Origin of the sequence: Pseudomonas sp. KBN10P06128 (genome assembly GCF_037574945.1) — a bacterium.
GTDB lineage: Bacteria > Pseudomonadota > Gammaproteobacteria > Pseudomonadales > Pseudomonadaceae > Pseudomonas > Pseudomonas aeruginosa.
The window spans coordinates 4,262,625-4,279,250 of sequence record NZ_JBBELR010000001.1 but is presented as its reverse complement, the minus strand read 5'-3'; the positions used below and the strand labels follow the sequence as shown (position 1 = coordinate 4,279,250).

Below are 16,626 nucleotides of genomic sequence, written 5' to 3'. Positions count from 1 at the left end.
CTAGCGGGTGGAGTGCCCAAGGGCTCGCCAGTTGAATAGCGCCCCTGCCAGCATCAACAGGCTGGTTACCAGGAAAACGCTGCGCATCCCGAACTGGCCACCGACGAACCCTCCGATTACCGGCCCGATTACCTGGCCGGCGAATTGCGCGGATAGCGACCAGCCCATTGCCGAGCCGACGAATCGCTCCGGGACGCTATGGCGGATTACAGCGGCCATGCACGGAAGCAGGCCGCCAAGCGCCATGCCCATCAGGAAGCGCAGGGCGATGAGTTGCCACCCCGCATATACGAAAGCCTGGGGAATCAGCAGGACGGCCGCGACGCTCAGCGCGGCTATCATGATGACGCCGTAGCCAATCCGGTCGGCCACCTTACCCAGATAGGTCGCGGAGATGATGCTTCCGAGCGCTGCCGCCGACATGGCCAGACCCGCCACAGACGTCACCCGCCTCGAGTCCTCGAGCAGCGTTTCGATATAGACGGTGATAATCGGTTCGACCGACATGTTGGCAATCATCAGCAGCAGGCCTGTCGCCAGCATGGCGAGGATCACCGCCTTGTTGGGCATATTCGACCAACCGACCTTGGGAGGTTCTTCGACGGCGGGGACGGAGGGGCGTGCAGTCTCGCGCAACATGAAGGTCGTGAAGACAAACGCAATGAAGATCAATCCACTGGCGCCCCAGAATGTGGCTCGTATGCCGATCAGAGGAGGCAGGAAGCCGCCAACCAGCGGCCCTAACAGATTGCCGGCCATCACGCCCGAGGAAAGAAGACCCAATGCCCATGCCGAACGGGATTTCGGAGCTTGCACCGCGACCAGGATCGTTGCCCCCGACGAGTACCCGCCGGCGATTCCCGCCAACAAGCGCAAGCCGATGAATTGCCAGATATCGGAGGCCAGCCCCATCAGCAACATGGTGATCGCCATTCCCAGGCTAGCTCGGACCAGCATGGGCTTGCGACCGTAGCGGTCGCCAAGCATCCCCCAAAGCGGTGCTACCAACCCGGCGGTGACGAAAGTGGCGGCGTAGGCGATACCCGACCACTGCACGATTGCAGCGTGGCCCGATACCCCGAGTTGACCTATGTAGACCGGGAGGAACGGCAGGATAAGTGTCATGGCGAAGACGGTGGTGAAGGCTCCGAACAAGCACACGGCGAGGTTGCGTTGCCAGCAGTCGATAGCGGGTTCGTTCATGTTGCCTTGCATCAGCAGACTCCGATCAGAGACACTCGATACCACACAGTCAATTTGGTATACCAATTTGGTATACATTGACGTTGGCCAATGGATCTGTCAATCGGAGGCACCTAATGACGGTCATTCAGCAGGCTGAAGAGCGGCTGCGCCGCTTGATTCTGGATATGGAGATCGGCCCTGGAGAGCGCCTGACGGAGCGCTGGCTCGAAGGGCAGACAGGGGCCTCGCGAAGCTCTATCCGCACGGCACTGGTTCGTCTTGAGGCTGAAGGTCTCGTTGCGAGGGAGGGCCGGGGATGGCTGGTGCCGCCCATCGATCTTCAGGAAATAGAACAATTGTTCGTATACCGGGAGATGCTTGAGGTAACGGCAGTTCGCCTCGGTGGAAAAGAGGCGGAAGAAAGCTATCTCCGGGAGGGGGAGGCCATACTGGATGCGGTGCCGATAAATGCCTCGGCAGAAGAGACCGAGTCTGCCGGACGCCAATTCCACCTTTGGATTGCCGGTTTGGCCCGCAATGAATTCATCAGTCGGGGGCTCGGCGAGGCCCTGACGCGCCTCCAGCGTGTCAGATGGTTGGAGAGCCAACCGGAACATCACGGCTGGGCCGAGCATCGCGCCATCATCGCCGCCTTGAGGGCATGCGATATCGAACGCGCCGCGGGGATGGTCGAATCGCACGTCCGGGAGACAAGGGACCGGTTGCTGGAAACTCTCCGAAAAGACCGGCGCAGTCTCAGGGCACGCGGAATCACCATTCTTCCTGAGTGATGCCGGCCGGGCAGGGCGATTCGGTCTCGTTTCCCGAGGAAGGGCATGCCAGGCGGCGCCGATTCCGACGCCTGAAGGTCTGCAGCCGGTTGTGGGCAGTCTGATCGGGAGGAGCCGAACCAACGAGGGCCGGCGGGCCGTGGCAGCTCCTGGCCCTGCCGGTGTGCCCCTGCCGACCTAGTTCATTTGAAATATTGCGATCCAGGCTGGGGCCAGTAAGATGGGCCGTCCGACGACCCGCACCAGCCTCTATCAAGGATCGATACATGAGACTGCCCCGCCCGCGTTTTGCCCTTTCCGCCGCCTTGCTGCTTTGCCTTTCCGGTTGCGTGTCGGAACTCGATTCGGGCGCCTATGGCAGCATGGACGATCCGCGCAACGCGCAGATGCTGGACCTGGTGGACCAGGCGCTGAAGGGGAACATGGCCGTGGTACTGGTGGCCGACGTGATGCCGCACAAGTCCCTGAGCGATGCCCTGACCATGACCCAGTGGACGCCAACGGCGATCTGGGAGTACGAGAAGGACCCGAAGGTGACCTTCGGCCGCAAGTTCCAGACCAACGCGCTGCAGCGGAAGCCCGACGAGACCTATCTGTTCAAGGCCTTCGAGGTGCATATCCTGCCGCCCGGCAAGTACCTGCTGACCGGCGGCGACGACTACCAGATCCATGGCTTGCTCGACCAGGTCGGCGCCCGCAGCGGTCCGCCCGGTTCGGGCCATGGCGCCAACGGCACCGCGTACCTGTCCCCCGAGCTGTATCGCGAGTACTACCGGGAAGAAGTCTGGAAAGATGCCACCTATGGCAGCGAGATCAAGACCGAGAAGGTCTGCACCGCCGTGCATGTGGCCTCGGGCGCCTGCGTGAGCTGGGGCGAGCAGCAATACACGCAGACGACCCAGGGCTCCCAGGCCGGCTATTACCAGCAGACCGACTCCCGCGACGTGCCCTCGATCAAGGTCCAGGCGCGCCTGCCGGTCGACAAGGCGCTGGCCAGCTTCACCGTGCAGGGCGGGCAATTGCTGCTGGCCCCGCGCATGCACCTGAAGACCCCCGGCTACAAGTACCAGCAGTCGAAGTGCCGGGCGATCGATCCGAAGAAGATCGAATGCCCATTGGAAAACCTGACCGTCTACACCTGGCCGGCGCCGATGGACTTCAGCCAGTCCCTGATCGCCCAGCGGGCCCTGAGCGACAAGCACCGGCAACTGCTGTCCAGGCTCCAGCCCCTGCAGATCACGCCGCTGCGCAAGCAGGGCATGGAAGACCCGGTCTGGGGCGTGCCGCTGTCATTGAAATAGCGGGTGCTCGCTCAGGGGGGCGCCGGGTGCCGCCCCTATCCACGATCGGCAGGGAAGCATTTCCCCACAAGGAAGGTGACATGAACGTATATCGCAAGGTTTCCCGCAGTGCCGCGACTTGGCTGTGCGCCGCGCTGCTGGCCGCATCCGGCCATGCCTGGGCCGAAGACTGGTGGGTGGTACACAAGGGCGACGACCCTGCCGAGCTTGACGTGTTCCTGGCCGATGCCGATTCGCTGGCACCCGTGCCGGGTATGGAAAACGCCTGGCAGGTGCAGATCGCCATGCTGTTCGACTCCTTCCATCTGCTCAGCGCGCACCAGTACCGCTGCGATACGCGAGAGGTGAAGGTGGTCAACGCCAAGACCTTCTCCAACAACGGGCAACCCACGAACCTCCAGTTCACCTTCGCCAAGGGCTGGACCCCGCTGCCCAACGAAAGCCATGAGGCTGTCCTCCAGTTCATCTGCGCGCCGCAGGAGCGCGAACGCAATGGCATGCGCTCCACCGGCAGGGGCGTGCCATTGCAGGCGGTGATCACCGCCGTCGGCATGGTCGAGATGGAGCGCGCCCAGGCCAATCTCGCCGAGGCCCGGCGCAAGCTCGAAGAGGCCAAGAGCGATCGCGTCATGGGCGAACTCGATCGTCTGCTCGGCAACGAACCCCGGAAGCCCTGAGCCGCTCTGACTGAAGCAGGGTGAGGCGAGGCGGATCGGGCCGTTTTCCGGAGCGATCGGCGTAGGTCCGGAAGGCGCGTCGGGAGGGTCTCGATGAGGTGGTATAGCCGCATCAGCCTGGGGCTCAGCCTCGCGGTCGCGAGCGCTTTCCTGGTGGCGTACTGGCGATCGCTCGACAGCCATAGCTATCCCAATATGAATGCGCCTGGGCTGTTCGCCTACCTGCTGGTCTTTCCTGCCTGCGCCCTGTTGCTGCATTCCACTGCGTTGGCATTCGTGCTCCAGCAGCGAAAGCTGGGGAGCGCTCGCGAAAGAGCGCTGCAATGGACGATCAACCTGGTGCTGTGGATGGCGCCGCTTTGTTTCATATTTTCCAGTCTTTAATCAGGCACTCGCGGCTCCCGCGAGTGTGGAACTCGAGTAAGCGGACTGCTTTGACATCTCCCTTGCTAGCGGCGGAATACAGGTGCGTCCTTTGAATCGCTCAGCGCTTCGGCGCAAAGACCATCTTCACCGGCGCATCGTGCTTCAGGCGCGAGCCGTCCGCTTGGTTTCCGGGCTCGAAGCTAGGGTGCCAGGCCCTGAGTTCCGTATCGGACAGCCACTCCAGTTGCAATTCGTCCGCGGATGCGCGCAGGTCGAATTGCGCCAGCGACTGCACGACTGAATGGCACTTTTCCGATTTCCCGGTTTCGAGGAGGGAGACCTGTATTTCTTCGCCCCAGGTGATCGAACCTTTCTCCGGGCATTTCCGAACCTCGACGTGGTATTGCCCGTTCGGCGACGGCAGGTCGGAAATCAGCTTGTCGGGGCCGCAGGCGGCGAGGAGTACGCTCAGTATCAGCAGGGGGCTTTTTTTCATCCATGACCTCTGTGGAAATCTCGGAAAGGAATTCCTTTCTTTTCCTGGCGGAAAATGGGCAGGAAGCGTGCCTGCCCATCCTACGCGCGGACTGCTCGATCTGCCCATGGGCATCCACAGCTTCGTAGATGAGCGATATCAGATGGCACTGAGCGATTTCAGGATCAGATAGGTGCAGATGAGCACCCCTGCCATGGACAACAGGCCCAGGGCGACAATGCTGAGTTTCATCGGGTTTCCTCGTTGAACTGCGATGGGCTGCTGTATCAAGGAGGGGAGAGGCAGCAGATGAGAGGGAAAGCCCCGGGGGGATGAGCGGCCCCCGGGGCTTTGGTGACCACCATAGGAGAAAGTCACCTTGATAAGGCTAGCCCTGTTTCGCTGTGCGGCAAGCGAAGCGGCATCGCTTTTCCCGCAGGATCGGGAAAATGCCTAGCCATACCGCAGTGATGGCCACGGAGGGTCCATGCGCCTCGTCCATTTCCTGATTGCCCTTCCCGCCGCGCTGCTGGCTGAGCCTCAGATAACCGCGAGGCGCGGGTTCAGCGGTCGTCGCCGACCTCCAGTTCGATGAAGTCGATGACTCCTGCCGCGCGGTTGTCGAGGCGCTCGAGTTCCTGGCCGTCCAGCGTCTGCAACAGCGAGGTGCCGTGTTCCAGGCGCTCGCCGGAGGCATGCGAAGCGGCTTCGCGGGTAGGACTGAACAGCCAGGCGTGCGGATGTTGCGCGCGCCAGGCGGCGCGGGGCGAAAGGCTGACCTCGGTGCCCGCCGGGTAGTGCCAGGCGCCCAGTTGCAAGGCCTCGGCGAGGACCGTGCCGCCGAGGCCGTACAGGCGGCGGTCGCGGTCGAAGGCCAGGGCGCCGCCGCTCAGCGCGATGCCGCGCACCGACACCTGTTGCCCGGTTTCCGGCATTACCCGCCAGCGCTCGGCGTCGCGGTAGCCGTCGGTGTAGGCCATGCCGTCGCTGGCGAACAATCGCGCACCGGCGGGGAAGTCGATCTCGTCGGCGCGGTTGCCGGTCGCCAGGCTACAGCCTTCGAAGGCGGCGGGACGCCCGTCGCGCTCGCTGGCGAAGGCGATTTCCTGGCTGGCGTCGCAACGCCAACCTTCGATCTCGGCGACGCCCTCGCCACGCAGGCGCAGCGAAGTGGGATGGACGCCGGTGGTTTTCCATGGGTCCTGCGGGTCGTCCTGCTCGCTCTGCAGCCAGCGTTGCAGGTGGCGGGTGGCGACGCCGCGGATCGTCACCGGGATGGGGAATTCGGCTTCGCGGAAGCTTTCTGGCTGGTGCTTGAGTTCCAGCTTCAGCCGGGTGCCGGCAGGCATCTCGATGCCTCCGAGGCGCGAGGGGCGCTCGAGCACGGCGCTGTGCGCGGCTTCCTCGCGCGCGCGTTCGCGCTCGTACTGCCAGAGACCGATCTCCAGCCAGGCGCGCAGTCCCAACGGGATCAGCAGGAGCAGCATCAGCAGGCCGCGGCTCGGCCAGCGGCGGCGCAAGCGCTGGCGCGCGCGCGGGCTGAAGGCCAGGAGCGATAGCCAGACCAGCAGCCAGATACCGGCGACGAACGACGACAGGTAGATGAGCGGGACGATCAGGGGAAGAGGGGCGACGGGGATCACGCGGGCGTCCTTGCGGGCTGGGTTCCATGACGTCTCCGGCGCGGGGTGCCGGGTACCTGTCAGAGTTTACAGGGCGCGTCCCGATGCCGCAGCGGCAAACTGTCTTCAGGCCTTGCCCGCCGGGGGCCACGCCCTGGAGAGGGAGGCGCTCGGGGACGGAATCGGCGAAGTGACGATTCAAGCCCAGGCGCGACGGGCCGATGGCGTGGTTATCGGTTTCTGCAGTCCAGTGGGGAAAAGCCAATGAACGAAAGCGTCGCCAGGGTGTTCGATCGGATTCTGCGGGGGCTCGGGTTGAAGACCCTGAACGCCCAGTTCCTACTGTCCTATGCACTGATGTTCGGCCTGGCCGCCTGCGCCTCGGTGGCGTTGTACCTGAGCATGTCGATCTCGCCGGAAACCATCAACGTGGCCGGTGCGCAGCGCATGCTCAGCCAGAAGATGGCCCGCGAGGCGCTGCAATTGCGGCTCGGTGCCGGCGACCCAAAGGCCCTGGCCGCGACCATCGCCCAGTACGAGCGCTCGGCCGCCGACCTGGATGCGGGCAATGCCGAGCGCAACGTGAGCCGGATGGGCGCGCCGGAGATCGCCGCCCAGCGGCAGAAGGTGGCGCAGATCTGGGGCCGCTATCGGGCCATGCTCGACCAGGTGGCACAGCCTGCCAGCCAGGTCGACCTGCGCGGCTTCTCGCAGTATTCCACCGAGCTGTTGGGCGAGCTGAACAAACTGGTCTCGCTGATGAGCGCGCGCGCCGACAGTGTCCAGCACACCCAGATGTGGATCGCCTTCGGTTGCCTGTTGGCGATCCTGGTGCTGGTGGTGCTCGGCCGGCAGTTCGGCCTGGCGCCGCTGATGCGGCAGTTGCGCGGGTTGGAGGTGGCGCTGACCGAGGTCGGTGCGGCTAACTTCACCCATGCCCTGGCGGCGGGCCATGCGGACAACGAGATCGGCCGCATCGTCGCCGGCTACGAGCGGATGCGCCAGGACGTCAGCGGTCTGCTGGCGAACGTCAAGCGCAGCGCGGCAGAGACCGACAAGGACGTGGCCGAGGCCCTGGAGCAGGCGCTCGGTGCCGGCGACCAGGTGGCGCGCCAGCACCAGGACCTGGACCAGGTGGCCACCGCGATGAACGAGATGAGCGCCACCGTGGCCGAGGTCGCCCGCCACGCCAACCATGCGGCGCATTCCACCCGCGACGCCGCGGCCCTGGCCCACGAGGGACGCCGTCTGGTGGAGCACGCCAGCAGCCAGACCGGTGCCTTGGCGGAGGAACTGGAACAGACCGCCCTGGCGCTGAACACCCTGCACCAGCACGCCGGCAGCGTCGGCCAGGTGCTTACGGTGATCAGCAGCATCGCCGAGCAGACCAACCTGCTGGCGCTCAATGCCGCCATCGAGGCGGCGCGGGCCGGGGAGGCCGGGCGCGGCTTCGCCGTGGTGGCGGACGAGGTGCGTTCGCTGGCCAACCGTACCCAGCAGTCGACCCAGGAGATCCAGGGGCTGATCGAGCAGTTGCAGGACGGCGCCAACGATGCGGTAGCCGCCATGCGCGGTAGCGCCAGCCATGCCCAGAGCAACCTCGCCGAGGCCGACAGCGCGGCCCAGGCGCTGGGGCGCATCGTCGCCACGGTGGAAGAGCTGGACGGCCTCAACCAGCAGATCGCGACCGCCGCCGAGGAACAGAGCCAGGTGGCCCAGGACATCGACCGCAACATCACCAACGTCTCCGGACTCTCCGAGCAGGCCCACGAAGGGACCGCCGCAGTGCTTTCGGCCAACCAGAGGGTCAAGGAGCACATGGCTGGCTTGCGCGTGGTGCTCGGTCGCTTCCGCACCTGAGGCTGGCTGCGGGCGTCGGCGCTAGTCGGCGGACAGCTCGCGGATCAGCGCCACCGTCAGGTACAGGCGCGGGGCGATGCTCGACAGTTCGAGGTATTCCGCCTCGCTGTGCAGGCCGGCGCCGACCACGCCGAGGGTTTCCAGCACCGCCGGCTTGTCGCTGCCGGGCACGTAGGCGTAGCCGGCGTCCGTGCCGAAGCGCATGGCGATCGGCTCGATGCGCTTGCCGATTCGGCCGTAGAGCGTCTGCGCGGTTTCCGCCAGGCGCTGCGAGGCGGGGTTCTTCACCAGGGGCGGACGACCCTTGTCGAGACGCAGACTGACTTCGGTATCGGCGATCAGGCGTTCGCCGGTCAGCTTCCGGGCGTCGGCCAGTACCCGCTCGCTCTCGGCCGGGTCCGAGTAGCGCATGTCGGCTTCCGCCGAAGCCTCGGCGGGAATGATGTTGCGCTTCTCGCCGCCCCTGGCGAGGGTCCAGTTCAGCGTGGTGCCTTTCGCCGGATCGCCGAGGTCCTTGAGACGCAGCAACTGGTGCGACAGTTCGAGAATGGCGTTGCGGCCTTGCTCGGGTGCCGAGCCGGCATGGGACGAGCGACCCTTCACCTCGAGCAGCAGGCCGTCGATGCCATTGGTGGCTACCGTCACTGCGTCCCGGTCCGGCGGCTCGTAGGAGAAGACGTAGTCCTGCTGCCGGGCCAGCTCGGCGATCAGTTGCTTCGAGCCGGCGGAGCCGGTTTCTTCGTCGGGATTGAACAGCACGGTGATCCGTCCGTAGTCCCTGAAGCCTTGCTGCCTGAGCAGCGCCAGGGCATGCAGCACCATCGCCACGCCGCCCTTGGCGTCGGCCACGCCGGGTCCGTAGGCGCGCTCCGCGTCCTCGCGGAACGGACGCTTCGCCGCGCTGCCGGCGGCGAACACGGTGTCGTAGTGAATCATCAGCAGGAAGCGCTTGCTGCCGGTGCCATCGAGGGTGGCCACCAGGTTGTCGCCGGCCGAGGGCGTCGCCGGTGCGCTGCGGACTTGCGCGCCGAGCGCCTGCAGGCGTTCGGCGAGCAGCGCGGACAACTGGCCGAGGCCTTCGGCCTGGCCGGTACCGCTGTCCACCGCGACCAGTTGCCGGAGCGTGTCGAGGTAGGCCGGGCGTTCGGCTTCGGCCTGGCGCAGCAGCTCGGTGGCTGGCGTGTCGGCAGCGAAGGCGGCGGGCGAAAGCAGGAAGGCGAGGGCGAGCGGCAAGAGGTGGGGCAGGCGGCGGGCGTGCACGGAAGGTCCTCGTCTGGCGGGCGGAGGCGGCGCGGTTGTGCGCCGCGGTATCCGATTGACCTTAGGTCATGAGACGGTTTCCGCCAGCAGCGCCTCGACCTTGCGCCGCAATTCTTCCAGCAGGGCCCGTTCCTCGGCCGAATAGTCGCGCGGTCGGCTGTCGAGTACGCAGACGGTGCCGTACGGGGTGCCGTCGGGCGCATGAACCGGATAGCCAAGGTAGTTGCTCAGGCCGAACTCGACTTCATCCTCGTTGCCGGCCCATTCCGTCTCCTGGCGCGAGTCGCGCACGTGCAACGGGGCGTCGCGGTCGACCACGCGTTCGCAGTAGAGGGGTTGGGCGCCGTCTTCATGGACGCTCTTGCGGCCTTCGGCGCCGATCGGGTAGGTGTCCTCCAGGCGTCCGGCGGAGGCCTCGACGCGCATGTGCCGGGGCAGGGAACGCATGATCAGCACCGACGGCACGTCGAGCCGGCGGGCCAGTGCGTCGATATCCCGGCGCAGGGATTCGAATCGTTCGGAGGATTTCGCCATGCCCGACCTCGCCCATGTCTGGTGGATGAACCGCGACTGTAGCGGCGAAAGGGGGCTTGGCCTAAATACCCTTTGTTGCGCTCCCCCTCGCTCGAGCGCATAAGCGCCCGGCTGTCACCCCTCGGTCGGGCCGGGCAGGTACTCCAGCAGGTCTCCCGGCTGGCACGCCAGGTAGGCGCAGATGGCCTCCAGGGTAGCGAGGCGAATGCCCTTTACCTTGCCCTGCTTGAGCAGCGACAGGTTCTGTTCGGTGATGCCGATGGCCTGGGCCAGGTCCTTGGACCTGGCCTTGCGCAGGGCGAGCATGACGTCCAGCCTGATTTCGATGGGCATGGCGGACCTCAGACGAACTGGCGGTTTTCCTCGGCGAGCAGGGCGGCCTTGCGCTGGATGCGCGCGATCACCATCACCGAGGCGGCGGCGAACAGGCTGACCAGTTCCGCCGAACCGAAGCTGAGACTGACGATGCGTTGCCCCTGGGGTTGGAGGAAGGTGACCCAGACCGTCAGCAGCGGTTCCAGCAGGAAGTTCGCCAGCACCCAGCAAGCCAGGCACAGGCCGACCTTGCCGAGCAGCGCCGCGGCGTCTTCGCAGAAATACTCGCCGCGCCCGTAGTGCTGGAACAGCCTTCGCAGCGCCTGCAGTCCACTGGCCAGGACCAGCAGCGGCAGGCTCGACAGGAGGATGCCGCCGAGGGCCTGCCAGAGCGGCATGTCCCGCGCCACAACGCCGAGGTCGCCGGCGACACCGGTGGCGGTGAGGGCGAAGCCGAGGCCGTGCTCGCTGGCGAGGTCGGGGAAGATCCAGCACGCGGCGTTGAGCAGCAGCATGCCGGCGATCAACAGCAGGGTCAGGGTAGCCATCAGGCGGCTGTAGCCGGCCAGGCGGTCGCTTGTCATCGGGGGTACTCCTGGGAAGGTGGGCAGGCCCCTCGGAAACGAGGGAAACCGGAGTGATCATAGTTTAATAATAAATTATCGTAAAACGATAATTTCATGATCGCTGCATCCAGCCTGGAGCGCTCCGCAAAATCCCCCCGTGCCTGCCGGGGGCACGGAGGGGAAGCGTCCTACTTCTGCAGCAACTGGACGTTGTCGATGAACATCGACTCCTGCTGGTTACCGCTGAGGATCATCAGTTCAGCACGCTTGATCGGCCCCTTCGGCAATTGCACCTGGCCGCGCAGGCTGGCCCAGCGGCCATTCTCGACCACCTTGTAGCCCAGGGGCAGGTATTCGCCGGGCCGACCCTGGCTTTCCAGGTAGAGGTAGGCATAGGTCATGGCCTGCGAGCCGCGACCGTCGCCGACCCGTACGTCCGCGCTGAACGCGTAGGTCCGGCCTGCTTCCAGGTTGCCCAGCAGGCTGGTGCTCGCGCCGGTGCCGGCGTAGCGCCGCTGGTAGGCTTCCAGGGCCAGCCGCCCGGCGCTGGCGACGCGCGTGGCGCGGGCGCTGGCATGCACGCCGCTCCAGCCGCCGATGCCGCTCTCGAAGTCGTAGGCGATGCGTTTCGGCGCCGGCGGTACGCTCGGCGGCGCGGCCTGGGCTTCCTGCAGGTTCATCTCGTCGACCAGCAGGCTGGCGCCGCTGTCGCTCCAGACCGCCACGTAGAGGTTGCGCTGGTCGGCGGCGGGACGGTAGTCGAAGGTCTTCTCCAGGCGACTGAACTCGTTGCCGCTGACCGACAGTTCGACGCTCTGCGCCGGGTTGTAGGCCAGGGCGCCATCGGCGCGTTCGCTGAGCAGCGCCATGCGCACGGTTTCACGGGTATTGGCGGCCTTGAGCATGACCTTGCCGCTCAGCCGGTAGCCGCTGCCGGCGCGCAGGGGGGCAATGGGGCGGACCAGCAGATCGAAGCCACGCACGTCGACCAGCAAGGCATTGTCGCGGCAGCCCTTGGCGACGTTCACCAGGCTCAGCTGGGCGTTGCCGGACCATGCGCGCCAGCCTTCCATGCTGGCGAACTCGCCATCGCCGAGCAGGCCGCCGAGCTTGGCTTTCGTGCACCATGGCAGGTCCGGCGGGGTCGGCGTGTCGCCGCCGGAGCCCGGGTTGAGCGTGCCGGGTACCTTGGTCGGGCGAAAGTCGGCGATCTGCGTGGCCATGCTGTTCAGCGCGCGTACGGCGTCGGCGTGTTCTTCGCGGCCGCAGGGCTGGTTGGCGCATTCGGCGTTGACCAGGCGCGGGTTGGCGAAGAACGGTGCCTGCTTGTTGGTGCCGAAGGCATGCGGGTAGGCCATCACGGTGGCGAAGCGCCCCTGCACGCCGTAGCCGCGGCTCCATTCGTAGGTGCCGCTGTGGGCGTAGCGCGGATCGTAGTAGCTGGACTCCAGGTCCTGCTCGTAGGAGTGGCGCAGGCCCATGTTGTGGCCGGCTTCATGGGCGAAGGTGTTGAGCCCGCAGTCGACCCCGGTGAGGTTGTAGGCAATGTCCTTGGCGTTGCCGTGGAAGCGCCCGCTGTTCTTATCGCCCGAGCCCATGTAGCCGATGCCGCAGGTGATGTAGCCGTTGCCGCTGTTCTGCGAGCGGTTGACCAGGCTGACCAGGTCGGCGCCGTACTGCTCGCGCAGGCGCTGCACCTGCGGGTCGCGCATGAAGCGATCGAGGTTGGTGCCGGTCACCGTCGGGTAGTCGGCCCAGTCCAGGCGCTGCTTGTGCACCAGACGCAGGCGCAGGTTGACGCCGCTCTTCTCGTAGGCGGTGTTGGCGAACTCGATGTAGCTGGCGATCCGCGCATCGATGTCGCGGCCATTTGCGGTCTGGGTCGCCGCGGGGGTGTAGAGGACCATGATGTCGACGGTCTTCGGTGCGGCCTGGGCGGCAGAGGCTACCGCCAGGGCGAGGGTGGAGCAGAGCAGGGATTTCTTCATGGGTTGCCTGTGTTCGGACAATAGGAAGCCATGGCGCCCCGAGGGCACCGCTGGGGAAACATGCTGGGAAGGTGGGCTCAGCCCTGGGCGGGCGGCGGCATCGGTGGCAGCTCGGCGAGCGGCGCGTCGACATGATCGCCATGCGGGTCGCTACGCGCGGCGATGTCGTTCTCGTCGATCACCCGGGTCTTGCCGCTGCGGTTGTCGACGATGATCGAGTAGCTGCCGTCGAGGGTGGCGACATTGATGTGGGTCTCCAGGCTGCCGCGCACCACGGTCAGGCTTTCCGCCTCGTCGCCGTCCACCAGGCCGCCGCGCCAGACCGGCAGGCCGGCGCTGTTATGGGTGCTGGCGAGGCGTGCCTGCAAGGGCCGCTCGCGACCCGGCAGGCTCATTTCCAGCACCTGGCCGAGCGCCAGCGTGTCGAGCAGGGCGGGTTCGACCTGCGCCAGGTATTCGGGAATGCCCTGGGCGCCTTCGCGGCTGCGCAGTTCGCCTTGCCAGAGTGTCACCCGCTCACGTGGCGCGGGCGCTGCGACGGGGGCCGGGGCGAGCATGTGGGTAGCGTCCGCCGTCGGCGCCGCGAGCGCCGCTGCCGGGGCGGCGACTGCCTGGGCGGCGGGGGACTGGCGGGCCTGCGGCGGTGCCTCGGGCGGAGCCGGGTCGAGCAGCCAGCCGCCGATCAGCGCACCGCCGATGGCGGCGGCCGAGGCTGCGTAGATCCATGTCTTGGCCACGTTGTTTCTCCTCTGAGTGAACGTGGCGCGGAGTCTAGGAAGAAGCCTCTCCCGGCGTGGCGGCAACCGTTCACATTTGCGCCAGGCCGCGCGCCGGCGTGACGAAACTGCGAATCAGGCCGGAGCGCTGCGGGCGCCAGGTCACGTGCGCTCTGTGCGCTGCGGCAAGGCTGGCGTTCGGCCGCCACGCTGTTCGCGGCGGAAGGCTTCGGCGCACCTGGCCGTCCTCGCGCTTGAAGAACTGGACGAAGTTGCTCGGCTCGTCGAAGCCGATGCCATCGTCTTCGGCAGCCCCACCTATATGGGCGGACCGGCCTGGCAGTTCAAGAAGTTCGCCGATGCCACCTCAAAGCTCTGGTTCGTCCAGCTGGCTTCGCTGATGCCTCGCGCTGGCTATGGGGTGTCGACATTCCGGCCGACGCTGGCATGTTCGCTCATCTCCAGGCAACCCGGTACGGCCTCTAGCCGCGCCGGGGCCTCAGCCTCGCGCCAGTTGCAGGAGGCGGGCGCGCTCCTGCATCAGCGGCCGGCAACTGCGGATGCCTTCGACGATGCTGTAGAGGCTTTCGATCTGCTGCTGGCTGAGGCTGTTGTTCTGGGCCCAGCCGAGCAACTGCAGCCAGGTCCAGCGGGCGATGGTCTCGCTCTGGGTCTCGGCCTTCCTGCGGTCGTCCCCGTCGCTCTGTCCGACCAGGGTCTCCACCAGCCCCGAGGCGCACAACGGCAGCAGCTCCCGGTACTGCTCCGGGTGCGTGTCGCGCAGGCGACGCAGGGCCATTATGGCGGTGGTTATCGAGTCTGAATCCAAGCTTTTGTTCACAGTTCACTCCTTGTGCGTACAGGCTGGCGGCTGGTGGATCCCTGGGCCGCGAGCAACTGTTCGATGAAACGCGTCAGCTCTTTCTTGAACTCGGGTGTCAGGCTGGACACCTTGAGGATGAGCTCGGCCAGCTCGTCCTCGGGGCAATAGAGGTAGGCCATGGGGACCTGGAGGACCATGGCCAGCTGTTCGGAAGTCCGCATGTTGGGGGAGTGCCGTTCGCGTTCGTATTGGTTCATCCGTGCGCTGGCGGAAAACTCGTCCATTCCCACCAACATGCCCAACTGCTTCTGCGAGTATCCCGCTCTGATTCTTGCGGCTTTTAGCCGGGTACCTAGCATCCATACAACTCCCGTCCCGTTGGCCCGCTCGCTCAAGGTTGGGCAAATCTGGACGAGATGGAAGCTCAGGAATCCTTAGTTTTCGCCGTGCCGGAGGCTCTGTCGTCCGGGGCGGCGCGCGGTTTCGACGCCGTGTACGAGGCTGCGGCGGGGATATGCGTCGATGTCGCCGAGATCGCGCATGCTCCGGTTTTCTCGCGGCGAGCCGGAGTATATGCGAATTGCATAAAAACGAATGCCGCTTCGTCGCCTGGGCGCGGTGGGTCGTCGTGCCGCCTGGGCGGGCATCGGCGCCGAGGCGGCGGAAAACGGCGATCGGGACGATACTCAGGGGAGGTCGGCGACGCGGAACCAAGCTTCGCCTCCCAGGGCTGATAGTCGGGTTTCACGCAGAGGTCATTCCCATGAGAACAACAACAAGCATTCGCCGTGTCGCTGCCGTCCTGGCAGCGCTGCACCTGCTCACCTTCGCCGAGGTTCCGCTCGCCCAGGCGGCGATGATCGGCACCGCCGAGGTCATGCAGCAACAGCAGCACAACCTCGATCGCCAGCAACTGCTGAAGATGCTCGACGACCAGGGTGTACAGAAGAAACTGGAGGCCATGGGCGTGCCCCGCGACCAGGTGGCGAGCCGCATCAACAGCCTGACCAACGCCGAGCTGGCACAGTTCAACCAGCAACTGGACCAGGCACCGGCGGGCGGCATCATCGGCATCATCGTGCTGTTCCTGGTGATCTTCATCATCACCGACATGCTTTGCGCCACGGACATCTTCAGCTTCATCAAATGCATCAATCGGTGAGGCGGCTGGCAGGGGCGCTGCTGCTCGCCGCATTGCTCGGCGGCTGCGCGCAGCCGCCGAGGCTGCCGCCGGAAAGCGCGGCGCTGCCCGCACGGGTGGAGCTGCGCGACGTGCCGTTCTTCCCTCAGGAAGCCTACCAGTGCGGTCCCGCCGCGCTGGCCACGATGCTCGGCCAGCGCGGCCTGGCGTTGACGCCGGGACAATTGAAGGACGAGGTGTTCATTCCCGGTCGCGAGGGCAGCTTGCAGTTGGAGATGGTCGCCGCGGCGCGCCGCCACGGCATGCTGGTCTATCCGCTGCAAGGCGGACTGGAGAGCGTGCTCGAGGAGGTCGCGGCGGGCAACCCGGTGCTGGTGCTACAGAACCAGGCTTTCTCCTGGTGGCCGCGCTGGCACTTCGCGGTGGTGGTCGGCTTCGATCGGGAGCGCCGCGAACTGGTGCTGCGCTCGGGCATCACCCGGCGCTGGGTCACCGACTTCACCAGCTTCGAATCGACCTGGAAGCGTTCGGGACGCTGGGCGGTGCTGACCCTGCCGGGTGACCGCCTGCCGGCCACGGCAGCGGCGGTCCCGTGGCTCAAGGCCGCCAGTGACAGCGAGGAAACCGGCCACCCCAAGGTTGCCCGGCGCGCCTACGAAGAAGCCGTGCGACGCTGGCCTGAGGACGCCTTCGCCTGGTTCGCCCTGGGCAACAGTCGCTACGCCGCAGGCGATTCCGCCGCTGCCGAACAGGCCATGCTCACCAGCGTCGAGCGTCGCGCGGATTTCGCCGCGGGTTGGTTCAACCTGTCCCAGTTGCTGGCGGAACGCGGTTGTGCGGCGCCGGCGCGCCAGGCGCAGGCCTGCGCGCGGGCATTGCAGCCTGGGGAAGCCCGCTTCGCTGCGGCCTTGCCGCAGGCCGTCGCACCCGCGGCTCGGTGCGCCGAGCTGCCGGCCTGTCCCGTTGGCGCACCGCCCCGCTGAGGCGGCCCAGCCGAAGGTTGTCG

The 16,626-nt window shown here is 66.2% G+C and carries 18 protein-coding genes; 7 read left to right on the top strand and 11 right to left on the bottom strand.

Annotated features, from left to right (window positions below; genetic code table 11):
* Window positions 1-1,215, bottom strand: coding sequence for an MFS transporter (locus VQ065_RS19915; protein ID WP_003090864.1), 1,215 nt, complete (start codon window positions 1,213-1,215; stop codon window positions 1-3).
* Window positions 1,216-1,319: 104 nt separating this feature from the next.
* On the opposite strand from VQ065_RS19915, the gene VQ065_RS19910 reads away from it, so the two are divergent.
* The 4 genes from VQ065_RS19910 (at window position 1,320) to VQ065_RS19895 (ending at window position 4,338) form a co-directional block, all read left to right on the top strand.
* Window positions 1,320-1,976, top strand: a complete 657-nt coding sequence (locus VQ065_RS19910; RefSeq protein WP_003116580.1) for a GntR family transcriptional regulator — start codon at window positions 1,320-1,322, stop codon at window positions 1,974-1,976.
* 266 nt (window positions 1,977-2,242) lie between these two features.
* Entirely contained in the window at window positions 2,243-3,277 is a 1,035-nt protein-coding gene (locus VQ065_RS19905; RefSeq protein WP_003090863.1) for a hypothetical protein, read from the top strand.
* Between the two features lie 80 nt (window positions 3,278-3,357).
* On the top strand, window positions 3,358-3,954 hold the full coding sequence (locus tag VQ065_RS19900; protein ID WP_003090859.1) for a hypothetical protein: 597 nt from the start codon (window positions 3,358-3,360) through the stop codon (window positions 3,952-3,954).
* A gap of 93 nt (window positions 3,955-4,047) precedes the next feature.
* Window positions 4,048-4,338 (top strand): hypothetical protein, encoded by a 291-nt coding sequence (locus tag VQ065_RS19895; protein WP_003090858.1) that lies wholly within the window; start codon window positions 4,048-4,050, stop codon window positions 4,336-4,338.
* 100 nt (window positions 4,339-4,438) lie between these two features.
* On the opposite strand, the gene VQ065_RS19890 is transcribed toward VQ065_RS19895, so the two are convergent.
* Both VQ065_RS19890 and VQ065_RS19885 read right to left on the bottom strand, forming a co-directional pair.
* Complete coding sequence (locus VQ065_RS19890) at window positions 4,439-4,924, bottom strand: hypothetical protein (RefSeq protein ID WP_003138785.1); 486 nt, start codon at window positions 4,922-4,924, stop codon at window positions 4,439-4,441.
* A 434-nt stretch (window positions 4,925-5,358) separates the two neighbouring features.
* Window positions 5,359-6,438, bottom strand: a complete 1,080-nt coding sequence (locus VQ065_RS19885) for a hypothetical protein (RefSeq protein ID WP_003090854.1) — start codon at window positions 6,436-6,438, stop codon at window positions 5,359-5,361.
* A gap of 243 nt (window positions 6,439-6,681) precedes the next feature.
* Here VQ065_RS19885 and mcpN point away from each other — a divergent pair, with 243 nt between their 5' ends.
* Window positions 6,682-8,277 (top strand): nitrate chemoreceptor McpN, encoded by a 1,596-nt coding sequence (mcpN, locus tag VQ065_RS19880; RefSeq protein ID WP_003090853.1) that lies wholly within the window; start codon window positions 6,682-6,684, stop codon window positions 8,275-8,277.
* Between the two features lie 21 nt (window positions 8,278-8,298).
* Here the strand turns inward: mcpN and VQ065_RS19875 are convergent, their stop codons facing one another.
* The 8 genes from VQ065_RS19875 to VQ065_RS19840 all read right to left on the bottom strand — a co-directional run bounded on the left by VQ065_RS19875 (window position 8,299) and on the right by VQ065_RS19840 (window position 14,838).
* On the bottom strand, window positions 8,299-9,537 hold the full coding sequence (locus VQ065_RS19875) for a M20/M25/M40 family metallo-hydrolase (protein WP_003090852.1): 1,239 nt from the start codon (window positions 9,535-9,537) through the stop codon (window positions 8,299-8,301).
* 66 nt (window positions 9,538-9,603) lie between these two features.
* On the bottom strand, window positions 9,604-10,071 hold the full coding sequence (locus tag VQ065_RS19870; protein WP_003090851.1) for a GAF domain-containing protein: 468 nt from the start codon (window positions 10,069-10,071) through the stop codon (window positions 9,604-9,606).
* Between the two features lie 114 nt (window positions 10,072-10,185).
* Window positions 10,186-10,404, bottom strand: coding sequence for a helix-turn-helix domain-containing protein (locus VQ065_RS19865; RefSeq protein WP_003090850.1), 219 nt, complete (start codon window positions 10,402-10,404; stop codon window positions 10,186-10,188).
* An 8-nt stretch (window positions 10,405-10,412) separates the two neighbouring features.
* Complete coding sequence (locus tag VQ065_RS19860) at window positions 10,413-10,970, bottom strand: DUF2975 domain-containing protein (protein ID WP_003090849.1); 558 nt, start codon at window positions 10,968-10,970, stop codon at window positions 10,413-10,415.
* Between the two features lie 170 nt (window positions 10,971-11,140).
* Window positions 11,141-12,940: a metalloendopeptidase Mep72 gene (gene mep72 / locus VQ065_RS19855; protein WP_019486200.1), complete on the bottom strand. Its 1,800-nt coding sequence runs from the start codon at window positions 12,938-12,940 to the stop codon at window positions 11,141-11,143.
* A 77-nt stretch (window positions 12,941-13,017) separates the two neighbouring features.
* Window positions 13,018-13,677, bottom strand: a complete 660-nt coding sequence (gene bamI / locus VQ065_RS19850) for a biofilm-associated metzincin protease inhibitor BamI (protein ID WP_011666614.1) — start codon at window positions 13,675-13,677, stop codon at window positions 13,018-13,020.
* A 478-nt stretch (window positions 13,678-14,155) separates the two neighbouring features.
* Window positions 14,156-14,497 carry a PA2781 family protein gene (locus VQ065_RS32020; RefSeq protein ID WP_003119898.1) on the bottom strand — a complete coding sequence of 114 codons (342 nt, stop codon included), beginning with the start codon at window positions 14,495-14,497 and terminating at the stop codon, window positions 14,156-14,158.
* Window positions 14,494-14,838, bottom strand: a complete 345-nt coding sequence (locus VQ065_RS19840; RefSeq protein ID WP_003115217.1) for a helix-turn-helix domain-containing protein — start codon at window positions 14,836-14,838, stop codon at window positions 14,494-14,496. The genes VQ065_RS32020 and VQ065_RS19840 overlap by 4 nt, the downstream gene beginning before the upstream one ends.
* A 404-nt stretch (window positions 14,839-15,242) precedes the next feature.
* Here VQ065_RS19840 and VQ065_RS19835 point away from each other — a divergent pair, with 404 nt between their 5' ends.
* Both VQ065_RS19835 and VQ065_RS19830 read left to right on the top strand, forming a co-directional pair.
* The gene (locus VQ065_RS19835; protein ID WP_003090843.1) at window positions 15,243-15,641 is read left to right on the top strand and encodes a PA2779 family protein; all 399 of its coding nucleotides are present in this window, start codon (window positions 15,243-15,245) and stop codon (window positions 15,639-15,641) included.
* Window positions 15,626-16,603 (top strand): PA2778 family cysteine peptidase, encoded by a 978-nt coding sequence (locus VQ065_RS19830; RefSeq protein ID WP_009313934.1) that lies wholly within the window; start codon window positions 15,626-15,628, stop codon window positions 16,601-16,603. The genes VQ065_RS19835 and VQ065_RS19830 overlap by 16 nt, the downstream gene beginning before the upstream one ends.
* The last annotated feature ends 23 nt before the right edge of the window (window positions 16,604-16,626 follow it).

Excerpts from the sequence above, each read along its gene's own strand:
- VQ065_RS19915 (WP_003090864.1), bottom strand. The coding sequence starts at position 1,215 with ATGCAAGGCAACATGAACGAACCCGCTATCGACTGCTGGCAACGCAAC.
- VQ065_RS19910 (WP_003116580.1), top strand. The coding sequence starts at position 1,320 with ATGACGGTCATTCAGCAGGCTGAAGAGCGGCTGCGCCGCTTGATTCTG.
- VQ065_RS19905 (WP_003090863.1), top strand. The coding sequence starts at position 2,243 with ATGAGACTGCCCCGCCCGCGTTTTGCCCTTTCCGCCGCCTTGCTGCTT.
- VQ065_RS19900 (WP_003090859.1), top strand. The coding sequence starts at position 3,358 with ATGAACGTATATCGCAAGGTTTCCCGCAGTGCCGCGACTTGGCTGTGC.
- VQ065_RS19895 (WP_003090858.1), top strand. The coding sequence starts at position 4,048 with ATGAGGTGGTATAGCCGCATCAGCCTGGGGCTCAGCCTCGCGGTCGCG.
- VQ065_RS19890 (WP_003138785.1), bottom strand. The coding sequence starts at position 4,924 with ATGGGCAGATCGAGCAGTCCGCGCGTAGGATGGGCAGGCACGCTTCCT.
- mcpN (WP_003090853.1), top strand. The coding sequence starts at position 6,682 with ATGAACGAAAGCGTCGCCAGGGTGTTCGATCGGATTCTGCGGGGGCTC.
- VQ065_RS19870 (WP_003090851.1), bottom strand. The coding sequence starts at position 10,071 with ATGGCGAAATCCTCCGAACGATTCGAATCCCTGCGCCGGGATATCGAC.
- VQ065_RS19865 (WP_003090850.1), bottom strand. The coding sequence starts at position 10,404 with ATGCCCATCGAAATCAGGCTGGACGTCATGCTCGCCCTGCGCAAGGCC.
- VQ065_RS19860 (WP_003090849.1), bottom strand. The coding sequence starts at position 10,970 with ATGACAAGCGACCGCCTGGCCGGCTACAGCCGCCTGATGGCTACCCTG.
- mep72 (WP_019486200.1), bottom strand. The coding sequence starts at position 12,940 with ATGAAGAAATCCCTGCTCTGCTCCACCCTCGCCCTGGCGGTAGCCTCT.
- VQ065_RS19840 (WP_003115217.1), bottom strand. The coding sequence starts at position 14,838 with ATGCTAGGTACCCGGCTAAAAGCCGCAAGAATCAGAGCGGGATACTCG.
- VQ065_RS19835 (WP_003090843.1), top strand. The coding sequence starts at position 15,243 with ATGAGAACAACAACAAGCATTCGCCGTGTCGCTGCCGTCCTGGCAGCG.
- VQ065_RS19830 (WP_009313934.1), top strand. The coding sequence starts at position 15,626 with ATGCATCAATCGGTGAGGCGGCTGGCAGGGGCGCTGCTGCTCGCCGCA.